General features: G+C 68.8%; 16 protein-coding genes. 9 read left to right on the top strand and 7 right to left on the bottom strand.

Annotation, left to right across the window (positions count from 1 at the left end):
• Nucleotides 1–33 precede the first annotated feature (33 nt).
• From EZE58_RS12145 to EZE58_RS12135, 3 genes are all read right to left on the bottom strand, one after another.
• Nucleotides 34–2,793, bottom strand: coding sequence for an alpha/beta fold hydrolase (locus EZE58_RS12145; RefSeq protein ID WP_009378703.1), 2,760 nt, complete (start codon nt 2,791–2,793; stop codon nt 34–36).
• An 8-nt stretch (nt 2,794–2,801) separates the two neighbouring features.
• Nucleotides 2,802–3,830, bottom strand: a complete 1,029-nt coding sequence (locus EZE58_RS12140) for a 3-oxoacyl-ACP synthase III (protein ID WP_009378705.1) — start codon at nt 3,828–3,830, stop codon at nt 2,802–2,804.
• Between the two features lie 267 nt (nt 3,831–4,097).
• Nucleotides 4,098–5,099: a hypothetical protein gene (locus EZE58_RS12135; protein ID WP_009378706.1), complete on the bottom strand. Its 1,002-nt coding sequence runs from the start codon at nt 5,097–5,099 to the stop codon at nt 4,098–4,100.
• Between the two features lie 144 nt (nt 5,100–5,243).
• Here EZE58_RS12135 and EZE58_RS12130 point away from each other — a divergent pair, with 144 nt between their 5' ends.
• A complete protein-coding gene (locus EZE58_RS12130; RefSeq protein WP_009378707.1) occupies nt 5,244–6,047 on the top strand; it encodes a 3-oxoacyl-ACP reductase in 804 nt (267 codons plus the stop codon).
• Between the two features lie 126 nt (nt 6,048–6,173).
• Entirely contained in the window at nt 6,174–7,106 is a 933-nt protein-coding gene (locus EZE58_RS12125; RefSeq protein ID WP_009378709.1) for a MurR/RpiR family transcriptional regulator, read from the top strand.
• Nucleotides 7,107–8,017: 911 nt separating this feature from the next.
• Here EZE58_RS12125 and EZE58_RS12120 read toward each other — a convergent pair.
• The gene (locus EZE58_RS12120) at nt 8,018–9,604 is read right to left on the bottom strand and encodes an FMN-binding glutamate synthase family protein (protein ID WP_063249583.1); all 1,587 of its coding nucleotides are present in this window, start codon (nt 9,602–9,604) and stop codon (nt 8,018–8,020) included.
• 467 nt (nt 9,605–10,071) lie between these two features.
• On the opposite strand from EZE58_RS12120, the gene EZE58_RS12115 reads away from it, so the two are divergent.
• From EZE58_RS12115 to EZE58_RS12105, 3 genes are all read left to right on the top strand, one after another.
• A complete protein-coding gene (locus tag EZE58_RS12115) occupies nt 10,072–12,135 on the top strand; it encodes an HNH endonuclease signature motif containing protein (protein WP_063249584.1) in 2,064 nt (687 codons plus the stop codon).
• Between the two features lie 231 nt (nt 12,136–12,366).
• Nucleotides 12,367–13,584, top strand: coding sequence for an MFS transporter (locus EZE58_RS12110; RefSeq protein ID WP_063249586.1), 1,218 nt, complete (start codon nt 12,367–12,369; stop codon nt 13,582–13,584).
• A gap of 15 nt (nt 13,585–13,599) precedes the next feature.
• A complete protein-coding gene (locus EZE58_RS12105) occupies nt 13,600–14,403 on the top strand; it encodes an enoyl-CoA hydratase-related protein (RefSeq protein ID WP_063249587.1) in 804 nt (267 codons plus the stop codon).
• Nucleotides 14,404–14,412: 9 nt separating this feature from the next.
• Here EZE58_RS12105 and EZE58_RS12100 read toward each other — a convergent pair whose 3' ends face one another.
• A complete protein-coding gene (locus EZE58_RS12100; RefSeq protein WP_063249588.1) occupies nt 14,413–15,039 on the bottom strand; it encodes an NUDIX hydrolase in 627 nt (208 codons plus the stop codon).
• A gap of 260 nt (nt 15,040–15,299) precedes the next feature.
• On the opposite strand from EZE58_RS12100, the gene cls reads away from it, so the two are divergent.
• The gene (cls, locus tag EZE58_RS12095) at nt 15,300–16,781 is read left to right on the top strand and encodes a cardiolipin synthase (RefSeq protein WP_100227475.1); all 1,482 of its coding nucleotides are present in this window, start codon (nt 15,300–15,302) and stop codon (nt 16,779–16,781) included.
• Nucleotides 16,782–16,913: 132 nt separating this feature from the next.
• On the opposite strand, the gene EZE58_RS12090 is transcribed toward cls, so the two are convergent.
• Both EZE58_RS12090 and EZE58_RS12085 read right to left on the bottom strand, forming a co-directional pair.
• A complete protein-coding gene (locus tag EZE58_RS12090; RefSeq protein WP_063249590.1) occupies nt 16,914–17,576 on the bottom strand; it encodes a hypothetical protein in 663 nt (220 codons plus the stop codon).
• A gap of 254 nt (nt 17,577–17,830) precedes the next feature.
• Entirely contained in the window at nt 17,831–18,850 is a 1,020-nt protein-coding gene (locus EZE58_RS12085; protein ID WP_009378724.1) for an agmatine deiminase family protein, read from the bottom strand.
• A 234-nt stretch (nt 18,851–19,084) separates the two neighbouring features.
• Here EZE58_RS12085 and EZE58_RS12080 point away from each other — a divergent pair, with 234 nt between their 5' ends.
• The 3 genes from EZE58_RS12080 to EZE58_RS12070 all read left to right on the top strand — a co-directional run bounded on the left by EZE58_RS12080 (nt 19,085) and on the right by EZE58_RS12070 (nt 22,398).
• Complete coding sequence (locus EZE58_RS12080) at nt 19,085–20,272, top strand: CoA transferase (protein ID WP_009378725.1); 1,188 nt, start codon at nt 19,085–19,087, stop codon at nt 20,270–20,272.
• A 145-nt stretch (nt 20,273–20,417) separates the two neighbouring features.
• Nucleotides 20,418–21,191, top strand: a complete 774-nt coding sequence (locus EZE58_RS12075; RefSeq protein ID WP_063249591.1) for a DUF5819 family protein — start codon at nt 20,418–20,420, stop codon at nt 21,189–21,191.
• The gene (locus EZE58_RS12070; RefSeq protein ID WP_231882206.1) at nt 21,181–22,398 is read left to right on the top strand and encodes an HTTM domain-containing protein; all 1,218 of its coding nucleotides are present in this window, start codon (nt 21,181–21,183) and stop codon (nt 22,396–22,398) included. Before EZE58_RS12075 ends, EZE58_RS12070 begins: the two co-directional genes overlap by 11 nt.
• The last annotated feature ends 22 nt before the right edge of the window (nt 22,399–22,420 follow it).

The raw sequence follows: 22,420 nt of genomic DNA, 5'->3' as shown, positions 1-22,420 counted from the left end.
GTCGGGCGACGGCCGGCGGCCGGCGGCTGAGCCTCAGACGCGCCGGGGCACGCCCTCACCTGCGAGCACCCGCTCCGCCCACTGCGCGAGCCGGGTCCGGTCGATCTTCGAGTTGTGGCGGATGTCGGTCGGGAAGCTCGGAGCGACGAGCACGGCGGCGAGATCGGCCCCCGTCCCAGCGACGAGCTCGCGCAGCCGTGCGGTGAGCTCGAGCGGAGCGAGCCCGGGACGCAGGTCCGTGCCCTCGGCGTCGAGGACGGCGACGAGCGCCTCAGTCCCGATCGGACCGACACCGACGACGGCACTGCGGGTGACCTGACCGTCCGTGTCGATGAGGGCCTCGAGTCCGCCAGGACCGACCGGTCCCTGCGGTGTCGTGATGACGTGCTGGAGGCGGCCCTCGAGCCAGATCCGGCCCGCATCGTCGATGTGCCCGATGTCGTTCGTCCGGTGCCAGTCCTTCCCGCCGAGGCGGTCCCGCCCCGCGTGCGCGGTCGTGCGCCAGAGATTGTCGTACCCCGAGCGCAGATGCGCGGCACTGACGACGAACTCGCCGAGGCGACCCTGCGCCTGTGCGCCCGTGAGCAGATCGTCGGAGGCGAACCCCGACTCGTCGATCGGCGCGAGCGCCAGCGTCACTCCGTCGATCGGGGTGCCGACACAGACGCCGAGGTCGGATCCGGCCTCGGCCGCAGCCACCCCGGCCGCGTCGATGTCGGTGAGGAGCAGACCCTCAGTCATCCCGTACGGCGAGTGGATCGACGCATTCGGGAACACCTCGGCGATCGACTCCATGAGCTCAAGCGGCACCGGCGCCCCGGCGGAGAGGACGAGGTCGACGCCCGCGCACGCCGCCCGCTGGGCATCGTCGAGCTCACCGGCGGTTCGGGCGACATTCCGGTACGCGGCGGGTGAGGCGAAGACCATCGTCGCGTTCCCGGCGATGATCGCGTCGGCGATGGCCGTGGCCGTGAGCGTCTTCGGCTTCGTCACGGACATGTCCGGGGTCACCGAGGTGGCCCCGATGGCGGGTCCGAGCAGGGCGAAGGGCGGGAAGCCGGCGACGAGCCCGGTGCCCTCGCGGACGTCGAAGACCCGGGTGAGCACCTCGGCGAGGGCTGCGATGTCCCCGTGCGTGTACCGCACGCCCTTCGCCGGACCCGTCGACCCGGAGGTGAAGAGGACCGCGGCATCGGCGTCGGGCCCGGGGGTGGGCAGGTCCCCGAAGATCGGGGTGCGGGAGAGTTCGGTGAGGCTCGTCTCGGTGCCGAAGACCCTCCGCTGGACCTTCCCGAGCGGGGAGACCGAGATCCGGCGTCCCGGCCAGCCGAACGCGCGGGCGAGCCCGAGACCGGGCAGCTCGCCGATGATCCACTGCGGGTCCGCCGAGGTGACCGCCCGGGTCATCCCCGCCGGACCGAGGCCGGCATCGGCGACGACGGCGACCGCGCCGATCTTCAGGCACGCGTAGAGGGCGGCGGTGAGGTTGTTGCCGGGCGGGACGAGCATCGAGACCCGGTCGCCGGGCTGCACGCCGAGGTCGCGCAGGCCGTGGGCGATCGCGGTGGTGACGTGCCAGAGGTGGCGCCAGGAGATCTGCTGGGCAGGGTCCTTCGAGAAGTCGACCGAGGCGATCGCCTCGTCGTCGCGGCGGGCGTCGAGGATCGCGGTGACCGGGCGGGTTGTGGCTGAGGATGTGCCGACCGGCGCCGAGGCGGTCGACCCGGGGGCGGCGCTCGCCCCATTGTCCGCGACGCTCGACCCATTGTCCGCGGCGCTCGCCTCATTGTCCGCGACGGCAGTGGTCGTCGGGAACTGCGCGTCGAGCCATTCGAGGACGGTGCCCGGCACGTCCCAGTCCTCGCCGACGAGATGGGAGCCGAGTTCGAAGCGGTGGATATCAGCGTGCGGCAGGCGCCCGCGCAGATCCCGCAGATAGCGTTCGAGGAAGACCGGGTCCTTCGGCCCCCAGACGAGCAGCGCCGGACGGTCGAAGGCGGCGATGTCGGCACCGATGCGCTGGAGCTCATCGTAGGAGGGGTGCCGTTCGTCGACGGGGATGTCGGCGACGAAGCCGCCGATCCCATGCCGCTGGGCCGCGGACTCGTACGGGGCGCGGAAGCCGGCGCGGACCTCGGGGGAGAGGTCGCCGAGGCGCAGCGTCACCCGGAGGAACCCATCGGTGAGCACGGTCGCCGTCGGCAGCATCGGACCTGCCAAGGTCGCACGCAGGGGTGCGGGGATCGGTGCGTCCTCCGGCTGGTGGACGGCGGTGTTGAGGCTGATCGCGGCGTCGACCCGGTCGCGGTTCCGCGCCGCCCAGCCGAGCGAGAGGACCCCGCCCCAGTCATGGCCGAGGGTGACGACGGGATGGCCTGTCCCCGCCTCGGCGAGGAGAGGAGTGACGACGGCGTCGAAGTCGGCGATGCGCTGGGAGATCCGACGCACCTCGGCGCCGTGAGGGGTCGGCAGACCATCGTGCGGCAGCCGTTCGGAGAAGCCCATGTCGAGCTGGTCGGGGGCGATGATCCGCCACGCACGTCCCCCGTCGGCGGCGGAGGCGAGGCTGACCGCGGCGAGCCGACGCCACAGGTATGACCATGTCGGATTGCCGTGGAGGGCGAGGATCGTGCCCTCGGGTTCGATGCCCTCGGCCTGCAGGGACGCAAGCGTGTCGAGGACGTGGAAGTCGTGGGGGCCGTCAGCGGTCTGCGCCGTGACGATCCGGGACCACGCGGGATCCCACTCGGGCAGCGTCGGGGGAGTCGTTGCCGGCCGTGCAGGGTGCCTCATGGATTCCTCTACCACTCGATCTCGGTCATGGCGGTGTTGAGCCCCGATCCCACGCCCATGCAGAGGATCCGGTCTCCGCGCTGGAGCGTCTCGACCTCCCGGCTGAGCGTGATCGGCAGGGACGCAGGGCCGACATTGCCGAGCTCCGGGTAGGTCACGGGGATCCGTTCCGGGTCGAGGCCGGCGGCTCGGGTGATCGAGTTCGTGTGGACGTCGGAGACCTGGTGCATGACGTAGCGGTCCATGTTCCGCCAGTCCCAGCCGTTCTCGTGCGCCTCCTCCCATGCGGCGACGACGAGCTCCATCCCTCCGGCCAGCAGGCCCTTCGTGTCGGTGAACATCCCGTTGTGGTCACCGACGCACAGCTCATGGTGCTGCGTGGCCGCCCGGGTGATCCCGCCGAGGATGCGGTGGCCCTCCGGGTGCCTGTCCGCGGGTCCGAGGACGGCGGCGGAGGCTCCGGAGCCGAGGGTGAGGGAGGCGAACTCGTTGAGGTACTCCTCCCGGGTGATGCCCGAGCGGGTGAGGCGGCGCAGGGTCGCCTCCTGCACGCGGGAGGCGTCCTCGCCGGCGACGACGAGAGCGTAGTCGATCTGGCCGGCGTCGATCATGTTCGCGGCCAGGGTCATGCCGTTGACGAACCCGAGGCACGCGTTGGCGATGTCGAAGTTCATCGCGTGCGGGCCCAGCCCGATCCCGGCGTGGACGCCGACGGCCACGGACGGCTCGAGGTGCTCGCGGGTCACCGAGGTGTTGACCATGAGGCCGATCGCCGACGGTTCGACTCCAGCCTCGGCCAGCGCCTTGCCGCCGGCGGCGACGGCACCGGCGACGAAGTCGCTCGGCTGGTCCCAGTTGCGGCGGGCCTCGACACCGGCCACGCGCTGGAGGAGACCCGTGGGCAGGCCGAGGGTTGTGAGGGTATCGGCGAGGCGCTCGTCGAATTCGTGGGAGGTCACTTCATTCGGGGCGACGATCTCGGCCAGACCGAGAAGCGCCACGTTCGAGTGCCGGAAAGTTGCGTTGCCGTTCGCCAATTGAGGTTCTCATCCCTTTTCGGGTCGTTCGTCGACGTCTGCCTTGGCCGCCTTCCCGCGCGGGGTGGGCGCTGTCGGGCGGAGGAAGTCCGGGGACTATCCTAGCGCGCGGTTGCTGAGATCGTTCTCAGCGCCGGGAACCCGGGGGACCGAGATCGCGGGAGCAGGTGCGGCCGACCTCGCCACCGGGTGCCTGTGCCGGGACCCCGGGCGCGTGTGCTGGGACCCCGGACGCCTGTGCCGGGACCTCGGGCGCGTGTGCCGGGGTCAGCGGGTGAACCATGTGAATCCGTCGTAGGCGAGCCCGGTCGCGCAGAGCACGGCGATGCCGGCGAGGACGATCGAGGTCACGGTGTGCGAGACCTTCGAGGCCTGGAACCGTTCGGCCCGCGAATACGCCATCGGACGGTCGGTGACGTTGCGGCCGAACTGGGCGAAGATCCGCCAGTCCATGACGTCGATGAGGGACTTCGCGGCGAGGGTGACGACGATGATGCAGCCGACGGCCATGAAGAGGAGGAAGACGAAGCCGAGGAAGCCGTAGTCGGTGAAGAACCTCACGACGCGGTCGCCGACGGCCGCGGCGAATCCCGAGAACCCTTCGCTCATCGGCAGCGGGTCGAAGGAGTCCATGATCGAGTTGAGCGTCATCCGGTCGCGTTCGGTCCGGGAGGCGCCGATGTACATGACGAGGGCGGCAGCAAGGGCCACGCCGAGGTTGATGATCGTGATCGTCGAATTGTCCGGCCAGAAGTCCAGGGACTTGATCGTGTACGTCGCCGCCAGCGCGACGCAGACGATCGCCCCGACGAGGGCACCGACGGTGGCCGGCAGGAGCAGGTTGTTGAAGAAGACGAAGGCGATCGCGGCGAGGAGCGCGGCACCGAGGATGTAGGTGAACACCGCGAGCGTGTCGCCCGACGAGGAGGTGGCCGCGCGCCGGTTCTGGGCGATCATCTGCCCCGAGTAGGCGATGTTCTGGGCGAGTTCGGCCGTCGTGGCCTTCTCGTCGGCGTCTGCGGTCGGCATCACCCGGGTCTCGGCTTCGTCGGCGCTGTAGCCGCGGACGTCCCGACGGCGCGGCGGCTGGCCGTAGCCTCGCGGGCTGCCCTGCTCGGGGTAGCCCGGCTGTCCGTATCCCTGGCCTCCTGGTCCGCGGTGTTCCGGGGCGGGCTGCCACTTCCCGACCTTGGCCGCCAGCAGGTAGATGAGGATGACGACGATGGCCGCGAGGACTCCGATGGAGATGTTGGCGCCGATCTCGCTCATAGGGACTTCCTTGCCGAATGGACAACAGTGATCTTGTCTATTCTATTGGCTCCCTCACCGGCCCGCCGACCATCGCCGCTCGACCCCGTCGGCATGGGTAAGCTGAGAGGGATCCCAGCGCCCGGCATTCGAAGGAGAATCCCGATGAGCAACGCCCAAGCCTTCACCACCGCGGCCATGCCGCTCGACCAGCAGCTCGTCCTCGTCACGGGCGCCGGCCGCGGGCTCGGCGCGGCGATCGCCAAGGCCTTCGCCCACGCCGGATCAGGACTCGTCATCAACTACCGGTACTCGGCCGACGCGGCAGAGGAGCTCGCCGAGGCGATCCGGGCCCGTGGTGGTCGCGCGGCGGCAGTCGAGGCCGACGTCACCGATGATCGAGCGGTCGACGCGATGTTCGAGACGGCGCAGGAGGAGTTCGGCATGCCCGTCTCGACAGTCGTCAACAGTGCGCTGCTCGACTACTCCTTCAACGGCGAGGAGCGTCAGCCCGCCGATGAGATCGACTACGACGACCTCTCGGAACAGTTCCGGGGGACCGTCGGGGCGGCGATGAACACGATTCAGGCGGCTATGCACGGCTTCCGGGAGATCGGGTCCGGGCGCGTGATCAACATCGGCACCAACCTCGTCCAGCATCCCGTCGTCCCCTATCACGACTACACCGCCGCCAAGGCCGCTCTGCTCTCGCTGACCCGGACCTTCGCCCGTGACCTCGGGCCCGCAGGTGTGCGCGTCAACATGCTCTCCGGCGGCCTTCTGCGCACGACCGACGCATCGGCGGCCACCCCTGAGGGCGTCTTCGATGAGGTCGCTGCGGCCTCGGCGCTCGGGCATGTGACGACCCCGGAGGAGTTCGCCTCGGCGGTGATCTTCTTCGCCTCCCCGGACTCGCGCGCGGTGACCGGACAGAACCTCATCGTCGACAACGGCTACGTCATGCGGTGAGCGGCGGCGGTGCCCGCGACGGCGGGAATCGCTATGCTGGAGCGATATCATTCGCGGTGACCTGGGCAGATCGTGTCATTGCGGCGACAGGACCAGACCCAATGGCGGCACCCGGGAGGCGGAGCGATGGTGGACGGGCGCGGACAGGCCTCCGACGGGGGAGGCGCCGCGGACCGGAGAGCCCCGACACGCGAGTCGACCGGCACGTCGAGTCTCGCGGTCACGCTGCGCACGGTGATGCCTGAGCTCACCCCCGCAGAGAAGAAGATCGCCCGCGCGCTGCTCGCCTCCTATCCGCTTGCCGGGCTCGAACCGATCGCCGACCTCGCGTACTCGGCCGGCGTGAGTGCGCCCTCGGTGGTGCGCTTCGCCCGGACGTTGGGCTTCGACGGGTATCGGGGGCTCCAGGACGCGCTCAAAGTCGAGATGCGCGAACGCGAGGAGTCGAACCTCTCCCAGGCCGAGGTCAGCAGGGCGGATGACGAACCTGTCTTCGAGGCCGCCAGGCGCGGGTATCACGCGGGGATCGATGAGACCTTCGACTCCGTCATCGGCGACGAATTCGATCGCGCCGTCACACTCTTCGCTCAGCCGAAGCGGACCATGGCCCTCGTCGGCGCCTCCTACACAGGGTACGTCGCCGACATCTTCCACGCGCAGCTCGCGCCCTTGAGGCCCGGTGTCACCAGGCTGTCGTCGAGTCCGCTGTTGGCCGCGACCGAACTCGTCGACCTCCGACGAGGAGACCTCCTCGTCGTCTTCGATGTCCGCCGCTATGAGCCGATGATCGCCGAGGTGGTGAGGATCGGAAAGGAGATGGGACTGACGACGGTGGTCTTCACCGACCTCTGGCTCTCACCTGCGGCGGCGCTCGCCGATCACGTGCTCACCGCCGATGTCAGAGCGTCAGGACCCGCCGACACCCTCGCGCCGATGCTCGCTCTCGTCGAAGCGGTGTGCGAACTCGTCGCCGCTGAGCTCGGGCAGGAGAGTGTGGACCGGCTCGCTCGCATCGACCCGGTGCGACTGCGGCTGCGGGGCAACATCGACCGCCTGTGATCAGGCGGCGCCTTGCAGGCGGCTCAGCGCCGCGGACCGGGGTGGTGCCGGTGCCGGAACGGCACGGTGGGGAATCCGGTGGCTGCGACGACCCAACTCGGAGGGCCGTCACCGGAGCCAACGGAGCCGCCGGTCGGATGTCGCGGCGGCGAGGTCTGGGGGAGGAACGGCGATGTTCCGTCCTGGGCGGAACGGATGCCGGTGTGCGGACCTGCGGGCCCGGAGGCTCCCGCGCCGGTCGCATCGATGGGGGACACGATTCGTTTTCCCTTCTCATCCATCGGTGACTCCGACGGTGAGCCGGGGATCGCGATACTGAGTCTGGTGAGTGAGGGCGGGGACGGTTGACATCGTCGTCCGTCGGCGGCTCTCGACACTTGTTCGGAGAGCGTCGTTTCCGGGATGGGTGCGGTGCATGGGGATCCGTTCTCGGGAATGCTGCCACAAGACGAACTGTCGGGCAGGGGAGCGCTCCCTGTCGAGGGAACGCTCCGCCTGTCGGGGGATTCCGGCAACGCGAGGGTCAACGCTGCGGGCAACGGCGATCGGACTGGCCGGCGATGGGAGTCTCACAGGACTCCGAAGCCGATCCCGGCAGTGAGGGGCAACCAAGGATCAGCGCATCGACGACGGTGGCACAGGCCTGCGATCACGAAGGTGACCGCGTCCGAGACGTCGGCGACAGTCGCTTGTGAGTATGGAATTTTCATTCCAGACTATGGCATGGACGACCGAATGTAACCCCAGTTTTGGGATTTTTTCGGGGCTTACCGGATGAATTCTCATCACCGCAGGTGAGCGGCGAGGAACAAAGGGCGATTGTCAGGCGCCGTTGCCGTTTCAGCCCGCGTCGGTCGAGGCGAGGAAGCGCTCCGCCCGCGCCGAAGAGACGGGCACCGAGTGCGCCATGGTCAGCGACTGTGTCCGCGCGAGATGCGGAACGTGTCGGCGCGTGCGGCGGCCCAGTCCGCCGCCCAGTCCTCGGGCGGCGTATCGCGGAGGAGTTCGCCGGGTTCGAGCCAGTCGTAGAGGCGCGCGTACGACCACGATTCGGATGGGGAGAGGTTGCGGCGCAGCATCGTCGGTTCGAGTTCGCTGGGATGGGCGGCCCCCATCGACGCCATGAGGCGGGTCGCCTCGGCGACCGTGCCGTCATGGTAGTTGCGCACGCGCTCGGCCTTGTCCGGGACGTAGATCGCCCGCGCCCGCCGGGCGTCCTGCGTCGCAACGCCGACCGGGCACTTGCCGGTGTGGCACGTCTGCGCCTGGATGCATCCGACTGCCATCATCATCGCCCGCGCCGAGTTTGTGAAGTCCGCGCCCTGGATGAGGCGCTTGACGATGTCGGAACCGCTCGCGATCTTCCCCGAGGCACCCACCTTGATCTCGTTGCGCAGCCCCGCACCGACGAGCGCGTTGTGGACGATCATCAGCCCCTGCGTGAGCGGAAGGCCGACATGGTCCTCGAACTCGAGCGGAGCCGCTCCCGTGCCGCCCTCGGAGCCGTCGACGATGATGAAGTCCGGGGTGATCCCGGTTTCGATCATCGCTTTGCAGATCCCGAGGAATTCGGTGCGCGAGCCGACGCAGAGCTTGAAGCCGGCAGGCTTGCCGCCCGAGAGATCGCGCATCTTCGCGATGAATTCGAGAAGCTCGATCGGGGTGGAGAAGACGCGATGATTCGGGGGACTGATGCAGTCCTGGCCCACGGGCACGTCGCGGATCGTCGCGATCTCCTCGGTCACCTTCGCCCCCGGGAGCACGCCGCCGATGCCGGGCTTCGCCCCCTGGGAGAGCTTGAGCGAGACCATCTTCACCTGCGGGTCCTGCGCCTTGGCCGCGAACTTGTCGGGGTCGAAGTCGCCGTCGGGGGTGCGGGCACCGAAGTACCCGGTGCCGAGCTCCCAGATGAGGTCGCCGCCGAACTCGCGGTGGTACGGAGAGATCGACCCCTCGCCCGTGTCCTGCGCGAAGCCGCCCATCGCCGCGCCCTTGTTGAGCGCACGCACGGCGTTGTCGCTGAGCGATCCGAAGCTCATCGCCGAGACGTTGAGCAGGGAGATCTCATACGGCTGGGTGCAGTCCTTTCCGCCCACCCGGATCCGCGGCGGTGCCGGGGAGTTGGGGATCGGCGCGTTCGTGTGCATGAGCGCTTCGTACCCGGTGCGGGCGACGTCGCGCTCGGTGCCGAAGGCGTGCTCGGAGTGGATGCCCTTCGACCGCTCGTAGATCGTCGTCCGGGTGTCGCGGCTGAAGGGGCGGCCGTCCCAGTTCCGTTCGATGAAGTACTGCTGGATCTCGGGACGGATGGATTCGAGGAGGAAGCGTGCGTGTCCGGCGATCGGGTAGTTGCGCAGGATCGCGTGCTTCTTCTGCGTCAGGTCCCATGCTGCGAGGGCACCGAGCCCGATCGCCGAGGCGGCAGCGGCGACGCGGGCCACCCGCTGTCCTGTCGTCTCTCCGGTGACCAGGCGGACTATGGGAAGCTGACCTGCCATTGCGTCTCCTTCGGCTGTGCTTCGAAACTTGTCGGTCCCGCGGACCGCTCGGTTCGTCGTCGGTGACGACGGCCGTCCGACCGGGTACCGCTGATGTGTCCGCATCCGAGCCTAGACCGCCGAGGCGGTGATTTCAGGAAAGGTCGCCCTGAGTTCCTGTGGACTCGGGGAATTCACGGCCCCCGACGGGCCGGCGGTGAGGCGAGGAAGGGGAAGAGTGTCAGCGGGGCCGGCTCTGCGGCAGTCCGTGCGCTGTCGAACGGATGAGGGACGGTCGGCCGTATGGCCGGTAGGGGCTGTGACCGGGGGAGACGCCGGGGCGGGCGACCGTGATCAGGAATCGATGAGTGAATGAATTCATCAGACAAAAACTATCGAATAAATTGGGAACAGACTATTGTCTGCATCACATTCAAGGAGTAGACTCGGAGGCAACAACACAGACGTTGGCAGGCGGATCAGGAGTCATGACGCTCACCCCGGACAGGCAGCACCCCGGCGACGACAGTCGTTCCGCCGGATCGCGCCGCGGCGGGAAGCCGGCGAAGGGTGTGGGCGGAAATTCGGCGAAGAATGCGCATCGCGGCAGCGCGAGCGGTCAGTCGTCGCTGTTCGACCAGCTCCGCGATGCCGGGTTCGATCTCACCGGCCACAGCCTCGCCGACCGATTCGACGAGATCCCCGGCGTGCCCGGTGTATCGGATTGTGATGAGCCGGAACGTGATGGCGATGTGCCGTTCGATCCCCATGCGGACGAGAGTTTCGGGCAGGCGGGGTCTGCCGAGGAGGCTCCCGGCCACCGCCCGCACGACGGAGACGTGACGTCAGCACTGGCTGCGGACACACCTTCGCCGGAGGCGATGATGCCGGACACTCGTCGGCTGAGCCGACATTCGATGCTCAGCGACGAGGAATGGTCGGCGCTCTCGCGGTTCGCGCCAGAGGTGCTCGACGGGATCACGGGTCTGACCACGCTCAACGATGAGCTGCGGTCCTTCGAACGGCCCATGGGCCCGGAGGAGGCAGTGATGCTCACCGACGCCCTCGAAGCCCTCGACCGGGTCAACAGGTCGCTGTTCGCAGTGACCCTGGCCGTCTTCGAACGCGTCGGAACTCCCACCGACTTCGGGGCGAAGACGACGAAGTCCCTCATCCAGAACCGGCTCGGTCTGACAGGGGCGGAAGCGAACCGTCGCACCGAACTCGCACGGAACTTCGGCGGCCGTGTCGACATCACCGGCCAGGCGATGCCGCCCCTCAACCCGGCGACCGCGAGCGGACTGCACGACGGCACCCTCTCCGAAGGACAGGCCTCGGTCATCGCCGAGTGCATGAAGCGTCTGCCGCCATGGGTGAGTGCCGAACTGCGCGAGGAGACCGAAGCGAAACTCGTCAGCGAGGCGAGAAGGGTCCGCGTCTCGGACATCAGGGAGATCTTCCAGCGGATGCTCGACATCATCGACCCCGACGGACAGGAGCCGTCGCAGTCGCGGGACCGAGCGGACTATTCGGTCCACCTCAGGGCCCGACGCAACGGTGACTGGGATCTGACCGGCCGTCTCGACCCGATCACCGGAGGACTCCTCAACGGTCTTCTCACCTCGAGGATCGAATCGTGCCGCAGAGGTGGCGCTGCCGCATCGACCTCGGTGGGGCCAGACTCATCGAGCCCTGGCAGGCCATACTCATCGAGTCCTGGCAATGCCGACAGTGCTGGACTAGGAGGCGGGGTCGCTGGCGACTGCGGTACGGGCAGCGACGTCGACGACGACGCCTTCGCGGTACTCGACGCGGTGCTCTCGGGGCAGCGCCATGATGCCCCGATGTTCGCGCAGGACGGCAGCGGTGCCGCATTGGACGGAAGCGGACGGCCCTGTGAGGGCGAGACGTCCGGTGCCTACGGAGTCCGTGAGGACGGCACCCAGATCAGCACCCTTGACGCCCAGCCGACCGTGCGCCGGTGGATCTACGAACGCTTCGCCACTCTGATCGGCAAGATCGAAATGACCCGACCCACGTCGGGCGCACGGTACTCCCTCGTCGTGACGGCTAAGGCCGAAGACCTCGCCGCGAACACCGGTTCGGGTCGGACGGGAACCGAGAACCCCGTGCCCATCGAGGAACTCACCGCGTCGGGGCTCAATGGACGAGTCTTCTTCCACCTCATGAGTGATCAGGCGACGACCGTGCAGGTCGCCACCGAGAAGCGCTTCGCCGACGAGAAGCAGACGGCGATCATCACCGCCCGTGATCAGGGGTGTTCGTTCCCCGGATGCGACTCCCCACCGGGGTGGTGCGAAGTGCACCACATCGTCCCGTGGGCGGAGGAGGGTCGCACAGACATCAACAACCTCACGCTCGCATGCGGCGCCCACCACCACCTCATCGACAAATCCGACTGGCACGCGATCATGCTCACCGATGGACGACCGGCGTGGGTGCCACCTGCGTCGATCGACCCGGCGCGACAACCCATCCTTCACGCGAGATTCATCGCCAAGCAGATCATCGACACCCTCTTCGACACGTGAACCCGACACGGTCTTCGCCCCCTGAACGTGACGAGCGCCGACTGCTGGGGTCGTCCGTCTGCGGCGCCGACTGTCTGCGGGGCCGACCACTGGGCCCGACCACCACGACCGGGTGTCCCCAACACCATGACCGAGCATCCCCACTGCCGGCCGCCACGACAGAGCAAGGAGCGCTGTTCGAGGCACGGAACGGTTTGAGCTCGGCACCGGTGCGGGCATAGCGTGACGAGCATGAGCACTGGGGAGCCGAATCCGACGAGCGACCGGCGCACGGTCGTCGCCGTCTTCCTCGCCGGTGTCGCGGTGTTCCTCGTCCTCTACGAGACGCAGGGGCTCATCCCCGCGATCCGCGAGGCCTACGGGATCGACGCCCCCACCGCAAGCCTCACCGTCTCAGCGACGAACGTCGCCATGGCCTGCTTCCTCATCCCGTTCTCCCTGCTCGCATCCCGCATCGGGCATGCGCGGCAGATCGCCGGCGGCGTCATCCTCGCCGCCGCGCTCGCCCTCGTCCTGCCGTTCATGCCGAATCCCGAGCTCCTCATCGCCGTCCGCTTCCTCCAGGGGGTGGCGATCGCCTCGGTCCCGGCCACCGCGATGGCCTACCTCTCGCTGCGCCTACCTCCGGCCGTGCTGCCCGGGGCGATCGGGGTCTACATCGCCGGCAACACGATCGGCGGTCTGAGCTCCCGCCTCCTCACTGGACTCGCCGCCGAAGTCCTCGGCTGGCACGGCGGGCTCGCCTTCACCGCCGCCGTCTCGCTCGTCCTCGGCCTCATCGTCGTGTGGCTGCTGCGCCGCGACCTCACAGCGCCTGTGCGCCAGCACGCCGTCCCCGACCCGGCAGCCGCGACCGTTCCCGGCGCCGATGATGGGGCCCGGCCTCCTCGGCGCTCCCCGATCCCGCTCGGGAACGGACTCTGGCGGATCTACCTCACCGGCTTCCTCTGCATGATCGTCTTCGGGGGATCGTTCACCATGCTCGGCTCCCGCCTGCAGCGTGAGCCCTGGCACCTGAGCGAGGGCGCGGTCGCCCTCTTCTTCCTCATCTACCTCGTCGGCACCGTCGTCACGACGTACTACGGTCGTCTCGCTCAGCGCTTCACCCGCACCCGGCTCACCCTCGTCGGCATGGTCACTGCGATCGTCGGCGCAGGCCTGACCCTCGTCGACTCCCTGCCCGTCATCATCCTGGGCATGTCGCTGCTCACCGGCGGATTCTTCCTCGGCCACACCGGCGCCTCGGCGGCAGCCAGCGCCGCCCGACCCGGGGTCGATACGACGCGCTCGGCGGCCATCTACCTCACCGTCTACTACCTCGGCACGAGCCTCGGAGCATGGCTGTCGGCCGTCCTCTTCACCGACTTCGCGTGGCCGGGTGTCGTCGGCATGTGCGTGACCTCGCTCGTGGCAGTCATCGTCGTTATAGGGTTCAGGAAACGCCACTGAACGCGAGGAGCACCGATGCCCCAGACCGCCCACGGCACCGTCGTCTGCACGAGCAGGGACGGCGTCGCCCACGTCGAGATCGACCGTGCCGAGAAGCTCAATTCGCTCACCCGGGAGGTGTTCGAGGACCTCGTCGAGGTCGGTCTCGGGCTCTCTGCGGATCCCGAGGTCAGGGCTGTCGTCCTCTCCGGTCGGGGGCGGGCCTTCAGCGCGGGCCTCGATCTCACCGAGATGGCCCGGATCGCCGAGGCGGGTGCCGGCGTCGTCGACGTCGGGGACCGGCTCGGCGCGGCCCGCGCGCTCGCCCAGAAGGCCGTGCACGTGTGGTCGCTCGTCGAGGTCCCCGTCATCGCCGCGGTCCTCGGTCCCGCCCTCGGCGGCGGCATGCAGATCGCGCTCGGAGCCGACATTCGGGTGGCGAGCCCCGACTCGCAGTTCTCGCTCATGGAGATCAAGTGGGGCATCATCCCCGACATGGGCGGCACCCAGCTGCTGCCGCGCTTCGTCGGACCGGGCATGGCGAAGAAGCTCATCGTCACCGGTGAGGCGATCGGCGGAGTCGAAGCGCAGCGGATCGGACTCGTCGAGGAGCTCGCCGACGACCCCGTCGCCCGCGCTCTCGACCTCGCCGCCGACATCGCCGGGAAGTCCCGCGCCTCGCTCGTGTGGTCGAAGCGCCTCGTCGACCTCTCCTACGCAGCACCGCTGGAGGTCGGACTCGACGCCGAGCAGGAGGCGCTCTCCGAACTCCTCGGCTCCGACGAGCAGCGCCAGGTCGTCGAGGCCCGACTCGCCCAGCTGCGCGCCTCACGAGGCTGAGCGCCGGTCTCAGTCGTCGCTGTGCCCCGGATGCTCGGGGCGGACGACCTCGATGCTCCGAGGCCCTGCGGTCACTGCCTCGACGGAACCGAGCTGGGCGAGCTCGCGGAGCAGTACGAAGGTGGGGCGCATGAGCTCGAGCTCTCCCGCCTCCGCTGAGGCGAGGATCGCCGCGACGGGCAGCCACTCGCTCCGATGCGCCTCCGTTGTGAGGTGGCGCGGAGCGGCGTCGGCGGAGACGACGTAGAAGTAGGTGTCGAAGCGCTTGGGCTGCCCGAGCGGGGTCACCCAGTTCGCCCATGGCCGCAGCAGTGCCGGGTCGAGCACGGCGCCGGTCTCCTCGGCGACCTCGCGCACAGCGGTGGCGAGGAGGACCCGCCAGCCGTCGGCCGCCTCGGCGATCGTCGAATCACTCCACGCCTCGAGGTGGAGGTCGGGATCGTCGACCTCGATGCTCTCAGCCCCCTGCCGGTCGACGGGGTCGACGCGCCCGCCGGGGAAGACGACGACGCCGGCGGCGAAGTCCATCGTCGTCACCCGGTGCTGGACGAAGGCCTCGAGCCCGGAGTCGCCGTCGCGGACCATGATCACGCTCACGGCCGGGCGGATGGGGACGGCGGTCGGATCGAAGCTCATGAGGACACCTTCGCACAGCGGTCGGACGGGTTCCCCCATTATCGCGGAACCGCCTCGGCGAGGGTGCGAGGGGCACCGCCACGGCGAAGGAGCAAGGCGGACATGTTGGGCATCGCCTCGGCGGCTGATCCTCCCGCGCCGACGGACCCGGCGGGGCCCGACACCGGGTGTGGCCGGGCGCGATACGATGAGGACGAACAGCGGTATCCCGGCTCCGACACCCGCGGAGGGCCGGAGGGACGAAAGCGAGCGGCGTGGAGATCTATCCCCTCTTCGCGATCGATCAGGGCTGGCCGGGCTGGCTGATCATCACCCTGATCCTGGTCGATCTGGTCATCCGCCTCGTCGCGCTCGGGTGGCTGCCGCACAACCGCCGACCGTCTGTGGCTCTGGGCTGGCTGCTCGCGATCTTCTTCATCCCCTACATCGGTCTCCTCGTCTTCCTCCTCCTCGGCTCGTCGAAGCTGCCCAAGCGCAGGCGGGACAAGCAGGCGCTCGTCAACGACATCATCCGCGAGGAGACGAACGACCAGGCGATCATCGGCGACCACGGCCACCTCTCCGAACCCCTCCTCACCTCCGCCCTGCTCAACTTCGACCTCGGCGCGCTGCCGATGACGCACGGGAACGCGTTCGAACTCCACACGGACAACCACGAGTGCATGGATGCGATGGCCGATGCTGTCGATGCCGCGCGCTCGTTCGTCCACTTCGAGTTCTACATCGTCGCCATCGACGACACGACGAGGCGGCTCTTCGAATCGCTGCTCGCCGCCCACGCGCGCGGGGTGCGGGTGCGGATCCTCATCGACCACCTCGGGTCGATCGGCTATCCCGGGTACTCTGAACTCGTCAAACGTCTCGACTCCTCGGGGATCCCGTGGCGCCGCGCCCTGCCCATCCGCCCGTGGAGGGGCGAATACCAGCGCCCTGACCTGCGCAACCACCGCAAGATCCTCGTCGTCGACGGCACCGTCGCCTTCACCGGGTCGCAGAACATCATCGACCGCTCGTACAACAAGGCCCGCAACCTGCGCAAGGGCTTCCAGTGGAAGGACCTCATGCTCGAGTGCACGGGTCCCGTCGTCGACGAACTCGATGCGGTGTTCACCACCGACTGGTACTCGGAGACGGACGAACTCTTCGAGGAGGCGGCCCGGCTCGAGCTGCGGGCGCCTCAGCGCGGGGGAGCGCTCGCCCAGGTGGTGCCGTCGGGGCCGGGCTTCGACGACGAGAACAACCTGCGGCTGTTCAACCACCTCATCTACAACGCCAACCGCACCGTCGTCGTCTGCTCCCCGTATTTCGTGCCCGACGAATCGCTCCTCCATGCGCTGACCACCGAGTCGCGCTCAGGCGTCGACGTCCGCCTCTACGTCGGGGAGACGAGCGACCACTGGCTCACGCACCGCGCACAGCAGTCGTACTACGAGGAACTCGTGCGCGCGGGGGTGCGGATCTTCATGTACCACGCCCCGACGGTGCTCCATTCGAAGTTCCTCCTCATCGACGACGACGTCTCGATCGTCGGGTCCTCGAACATGGACGAGCGGTCGTTCGCGATGAACCTCGAGGTGACGATGTTCATCGTCGATCGGGAGTTCACATCCCGGATGTACGCGCTCGAGGCCGAGGAGTACGCCCCGAACTCCGTCGAGCTCGATGCCGAGGAATGGAGCAGGCGGCCCCTGCGACGAAAGTACGCGGAGAACGTCGCGCGGCTGACGAGCTCCCTGCTCTGAGGGTCGGCGGACACTCACCGACGGGCGTGTCCTCACCGAATGCGGTGCGGTCGGTCCTGCGGCCGGCACTGCCCTGGACGACGACAGCGCCCGCCCCGTTCGGGGGCGGGCGCTGTCAGCGGCGGTGGGGACTCAGCGATTCGCCGAGGCGGCCGGCCCTTCGTCCTCGATCGACCGTGAGGGGTCGGTGATGACGTCCTCGGCCCGCTTCGGCGTCGGAGTCGGCTTGGGGCCCGGGGTGGGCGTGGGTGTCCCTGCCCGCGATGCGCCGGTCGCCGGTCCCGAGCCCGCGGTCGAACCGGGACCCGTCTTAGAACCGGTCGAACCGGGGCCCGTCGTCGAACTGGTCGAACCGGGACCCGCCGTCGAACCGGTCGAACCGGGACCCGTCGTCGAACGCGACGCTGCCGCACCGGTCGAGCCTGCTGCTGACCGGTTCGGTCCCGCGCTCGTCGCAGAACCGGTCGAACCGGAACCCGTCGCGGACCCGGTCGAGGCCGGCCCGGACCCGGTCGACCGCGGCCCGGTGCCCTGCGTGGCGTTCGCATCCTCGTCGCCGTCGAGCTCCTGCGCGGCGGCGGTGACCTTGTCGGTGGCCGTCTGGACGGCATCGGCGACAGCAGGAGCCTTCTCGCGGATCGACTGGTTGGCCTTCTCCACGGTCTCCTGGACCTTCGGGTCGGTCCACAGCTCCTGCAGCTGTGCCTTGAGCTTCTCGTAGCTCTGACGGCCGGTGCGTGAGCCGAGGATGTACCCGACTCCCAATCCGGCCAGGAGAATCAATCGCTTCTTCATGGTCGTGCTCTCCTCTGCTGCGTCGACTGCTGTGAGGGACGGAATGTGTCCTGGGACACCACCCTATACCGAGATTCTGGGCGAACGGTGATGTTCGACGACACCTCCCGACGAATTCGCCGTCGGCAAGTCACCTGATCGGAATCTCGGTGCCGCACGGACGTGTCTGGCCCGCCTCAGACTCGGCACCGAACCGCCCGGACGGCGCGAACGTCCGGGTTCTCAGTCTGCCGGGTCCTCAGCCCTCCGGCTACTCAGAGGCTCGGCTGCTGCTGAGTGATGCAGTGGATCCCACCGCCGCGGGCGTAGAGCTCGCGGGCGTCGACGCCGACGACGGTGCGACCGGGGTAGACGGTCTCGAGGATCGCCTTCGCCTCGGCGTCCATCGGGTCGTCGAACGTGCACGCGATGACCCCGCCGTTCGTGACGAGGTGGTTGACGTAGGAGTAGTCGACCCAGCCCTCGTCGTCCTTGAGGATCTCCGGCGCCGGGATCGGGACGACTTCGAAGGGCCGCCCATCGGCGGTCGTCTCGTTCGCGAACAGGGCCTTGACCTCTTCGCTGAGCGCATGGTCGGGATGCTCGGGATTGCGCTGGTCGTGGACGAGGACGACGCCGGGGCTCGGCATCGTCGCGACGATGTCGACATGCCCGCGGGTTCCGAAGGTCTGATTGTCCCGGTGGAGGCCGCGCTCGAGCCAGATGACCTTCTTCGCCCCGATCGTGCGAGCGAACTCGGCTTCGACGTCGGCCTCGGTGAGGCCGGGGTTGCGGCCCGGATCGAGCTGGACGCTGCGGGTGGCGAGCACCGTGCCCTGCCCGTCGACGTGGATCCCGCCGCCCTCGTTGCGCAGCGTCGAGGAGACGACGGGAACGTCGACCTGCTCGGCGACGAAGCGGCCGATGTGCTCATCGTTGTCCCACTTCGCCCAGTCCTGTCCGCCCCAGCCGTTGAACACCCAGTCGACGGCGGCGAGCCGGCCCTCGTCGTCGACGACGAAGGTCGGACCGATGTCGCGCATCCACGCATCGTCGAGTTGGGCGGTGACGATGTCGATGCCCTCGCCGAGGTGGCGGCGGGCGTGGTCGACCTGGTCCGGGGAGACGACGACGGTGACCGGGGTGAACTCGCTGGCCGCCTTCGCCACGGCCGCCCACGTGCTCCGCGCCGCCTCGGCGTCCTCCTCCGAGGCGCCCAAGGCGTAGCCGGAGGACGGGAACGCCATCCAGATGCGGTCGTGGGCGGCGGTCTCCGCCGGCATGTGGAACGTCATCGTCTGCCCCTTCGGTGGTGCTGGGATCCCCGCAGAGCGGCGGGGACCGGTGCTGGTCGTGCTCCTGAGTGTAACGAGCCGCGGGCGCGCCGGGGCAACGGATTCCGCACCGCAGGAAGGCCGCGACCTTCCGTATAGTCGGGGGAGGCAGGACGTCAGAGAGATCACACGATGGACGTGCGGGCCGCAGCGGGCAGCGAGGTCCGCTGCCTCCCGCACCGAAGGGAGTCACAGGTGGACGCCGAGGATCACGGGAGCACAGAGGGCGCCGAGGAGCTCTTCGCGCGGAGCGGGACCGGACCTCTGTCCGGGGTCCTCGTCGCCGACTTCTCCCGCGTGCTGGCCGGACCGTACGCGACGATGATGCTCGCCGACCTCGGCGCCACGGTCGTCAAGGTCGAGGGCAGGACTGGCGACGACACCCGGCACTGGGCACCGCCTCGGCGAGGGGAGGATGCGACGTACTTCCTCACGGCGAACCGGAACAAGCACTCCGTCGTCCTCGACTTCAAGGATCCCGAGGACCTCGCGCTCGCCCAGGAGCTCGCTCGGCGGGCCGACGTCCTCGTCGAGAACTTCAAGGCCGGAGGGCTGGCGAAGTACGGCCTCGACTACGAGACGGTGAGCGCGGAGAACCCGGGCGTCGTCTACGCCTCGGTCACCGGCTTCGGCCGGGACAACCCGCAGCCCGGCTACGACCTGCTCATCCAAGGGCTCTCAGGTTTCATGAGCGTCACCGGCACCGAGGAATCGGGCCCGGTCAAAGCCGGTGTCGCGATCGTCGACGTGTTCACCGGACTGCACACGACCGTCGGGATCCTCGCCGCCCTCGTCCACCGGCAGAACACGGGGCAGGGCCAGCTCGTCGAGACGAACCTGCTCTCCTCGGCGCTCTCGGGTCTGGCGAACCAGACCTCGGCCTACGTCGCCGGCGGGGTCACCCCGCGGGCGATGGGCAACGCCCATCCCAGCCTCTACCCGTACCAGCCGATGCCGACGAAGCAGGGCCAGATCATCATCGCGATCGGCAACGACGCCCAGTTCGCCCGCCTCGCCGAGGTGCTCGGCCACCCCGAATGGGCCGCCGACGACCGCTTCGCCCGGGCCGCGAACCGCAACGAGAACCGCAGCGAACTCGAGCCCCTCCTCGTCTCAGCACTCGCGGAGCGCACGAACCAGGAGTGGTTCGAGACGCTGACGGCGGCCGGGCTGCCGTGCGCGCCGATCAACACGATCGCTCAGGGCGTCGAGTTGGCCGCCCGGCTCGGCCTCGACCCCGTCGCCGACGCGGGGGCGGGGGAGCGGGTCATCCCCACCGTGGCCAACCCGATCCGGCTCTCGCAGACCCCGCCGAGCTACGATCTCGCCCCGCCGACGCTGGGGCAGAGCACCGATCTCGTCAAGGAGTGGCTGCGCGGCTGAGCCGTCCTTCCACGGTGATCGGCCGGTGCGTATCGGGCGAACTCGAGTAGCCTGGAGTCTGTGCGATTCCTGAATCGGAGGGCGCAGAGTCGCGCCCGGACGGCGATCGCACAACCGAACCTGTTGCCGACGACCCGGAACTGAGATGGACGAGAAGAAGACTCATCCCGCGCTCAAGCGGACGATCATGGTCATCGCCATGGCGCTGACCGGATTCCACCTGTTCGCCACCTTCCTCTGGATCGCTCCGTCCTCGGCCCTGCGCGAGGTCATCCCCGGGGACCTCCTCTCGAAGTACATGATCCCGATGTGGGGGCAGTCGTGGAGCGTCTTCGCCCCCGAGCCGATCAACGGCGACTACTACTTCGATGTCCGTGCCGTCGTCTCCACCCCCGACGGCGGCGAGGAGACGACCGACTGGGTCCGCGCCACCGATGTCGAACTCGACCATTCGACGTACAAGCTCTTCCCTCCGCGCTCGGCCGGTCTCGCGATCGGGGTGGCCTCGGACCTCAAGGGGTCGTGGGAGGAGCTCAGCGACGACCACAAGTCGATCGTCGCGCTCGACTACTTCAAGGGCGACGACTCCGTCGATCGTCTCGAGGCCAAGCTGTCGGAGTACGACGACCCCGACGGTGCGGTCTCGAGCTACCTCGAGGACGAAGAGGTCGCCACCCGGTACGCGACACAAGTCGCGCTCGCCGTCTGGGGAGAGGACGTCCAGCGGGTGCAGTACCAGGCCGCCCGGCAGAATGTCGTGCCCTTCGCCAAACGCAACGACAAGGACGCAGAGCGACCCGCGATCCAGCCGGTGCCCGTCGGCTGGAGGGCCCTGTCGTTCGCCGAGAACCAGTCGAACGAGGAGTTCGCGCAGTACTTCTGCGCCTCGGACACAGTGAGGTGCGTCAGTGAGCAGTGAGAAGGACATGACGGTCTCCGCGCGGGTCGTCGCGGCACTCGGACGCGGCTGGAACCGCCTCGAGGAGCTGCTCACCGGCCGCTACCACGCGACCTACGGGCTCGCGGTCACCCGCATCCTCATGGGGATCACGGGGCTCGGGCTGCTGCTGACGAACTTCGCGGCCCGCAACTACGCCTTCGGAGTCGGAGCGGCGTGGAACGGGGAGATCGCCCAGCCGAAGAGCGACTTCCCGAACATCTGGCTCTTCTCCCTCTTCCACCGGGCGGTGACGAACCCGCCGCTCTACACGGCGATGATCATCGGGCTGGCGATCCTCGCCGTCACCGTCATCCTCGGGTGGCGCACGCGCATCATCCTGCCGTTCTACCTCATCCTCTGGGTGAGCTTCATCGAACTCAACGACAGCGCCGGCGACCAGGGCGACAACGCGTACCGGATGTTCCTCATCGCCCTCCTCTTCGCCGACACGACCAGGCGCTGGTCGCTCGATGCGCGCAGGCGCCGGAGGCACGGGACCGACCTCGGACCCGAGGACGGACCGTGGTACCTCATCATGGCCAACAACCTCGCGATCGTCGTCCTCGCCTTCCAGGTGTGCGCGATCTACATGTCCGGTGCCCTCTACAAGGCGGGCGGCACCGCATGGCAGCACGGCTTCGCCGTCTACAATCCGCTCCAGACCCAGCAGTTCGGCACCTGGCCCGTGCTCTCCGACCTCGTCACCGCATGGGGGCCGGGAGTCGTCGTCATCTCGTGGGGGTCGATCCTCTTCCAGAGCGCGTTCCCGTTCATGCTCTTCAACCGGTGGACGCGGGCGATCGCGCTCGTCGGCATCCTCTCCTTCCACCTCGGCATCGCGCTGCTCATGGGCCTGCCGTGGTTCTCTCTGACGATGATCGCCGTCGACGCGATCTTCATCAAAGATCGCAGCTTCGAACGATTCAGCGCATTCCTCCGCCGCTGGTGGTCCTCGACCCGCGGAGGTGCCGCGCAAGCCGACGGTGCCGCACGCGAGTCCGTTTCCGCCGGGGTCGGTGCTGGGGCTGGTGCTCGTGCTGGGGTCGGCAGTGGGGCCGCCGACGGTGCGGGCGGTGCCGGCGGTGCGGGGACGGGCGGTGCCGACAGCGCTGGGACGAGTCGGGATCAGGTTCCCGAGGCGCCGCGGCCCGACGCCGCTTCGAAGGCCGATCGCGCCACCGACTGACCGGCCACGGCGCTCCCGGAGG

Origin of the sequence: Brevibacterium sp. LS14 (assembly GCF_012027885.1) — a bacterium.
In the GTDB taxonomy this organism is placed as follows: domain Bacteria; phylum Actinomycetota; class Actinomycetes; order Actinomycetales; family Brevibacteriaceae; genus Brevibacterium; species Brevibacterium casei.
Note: the sequence above shows the minus strand (reverse complement) of the source record. Positions and strands in the feature narration are given on the sequence as shown.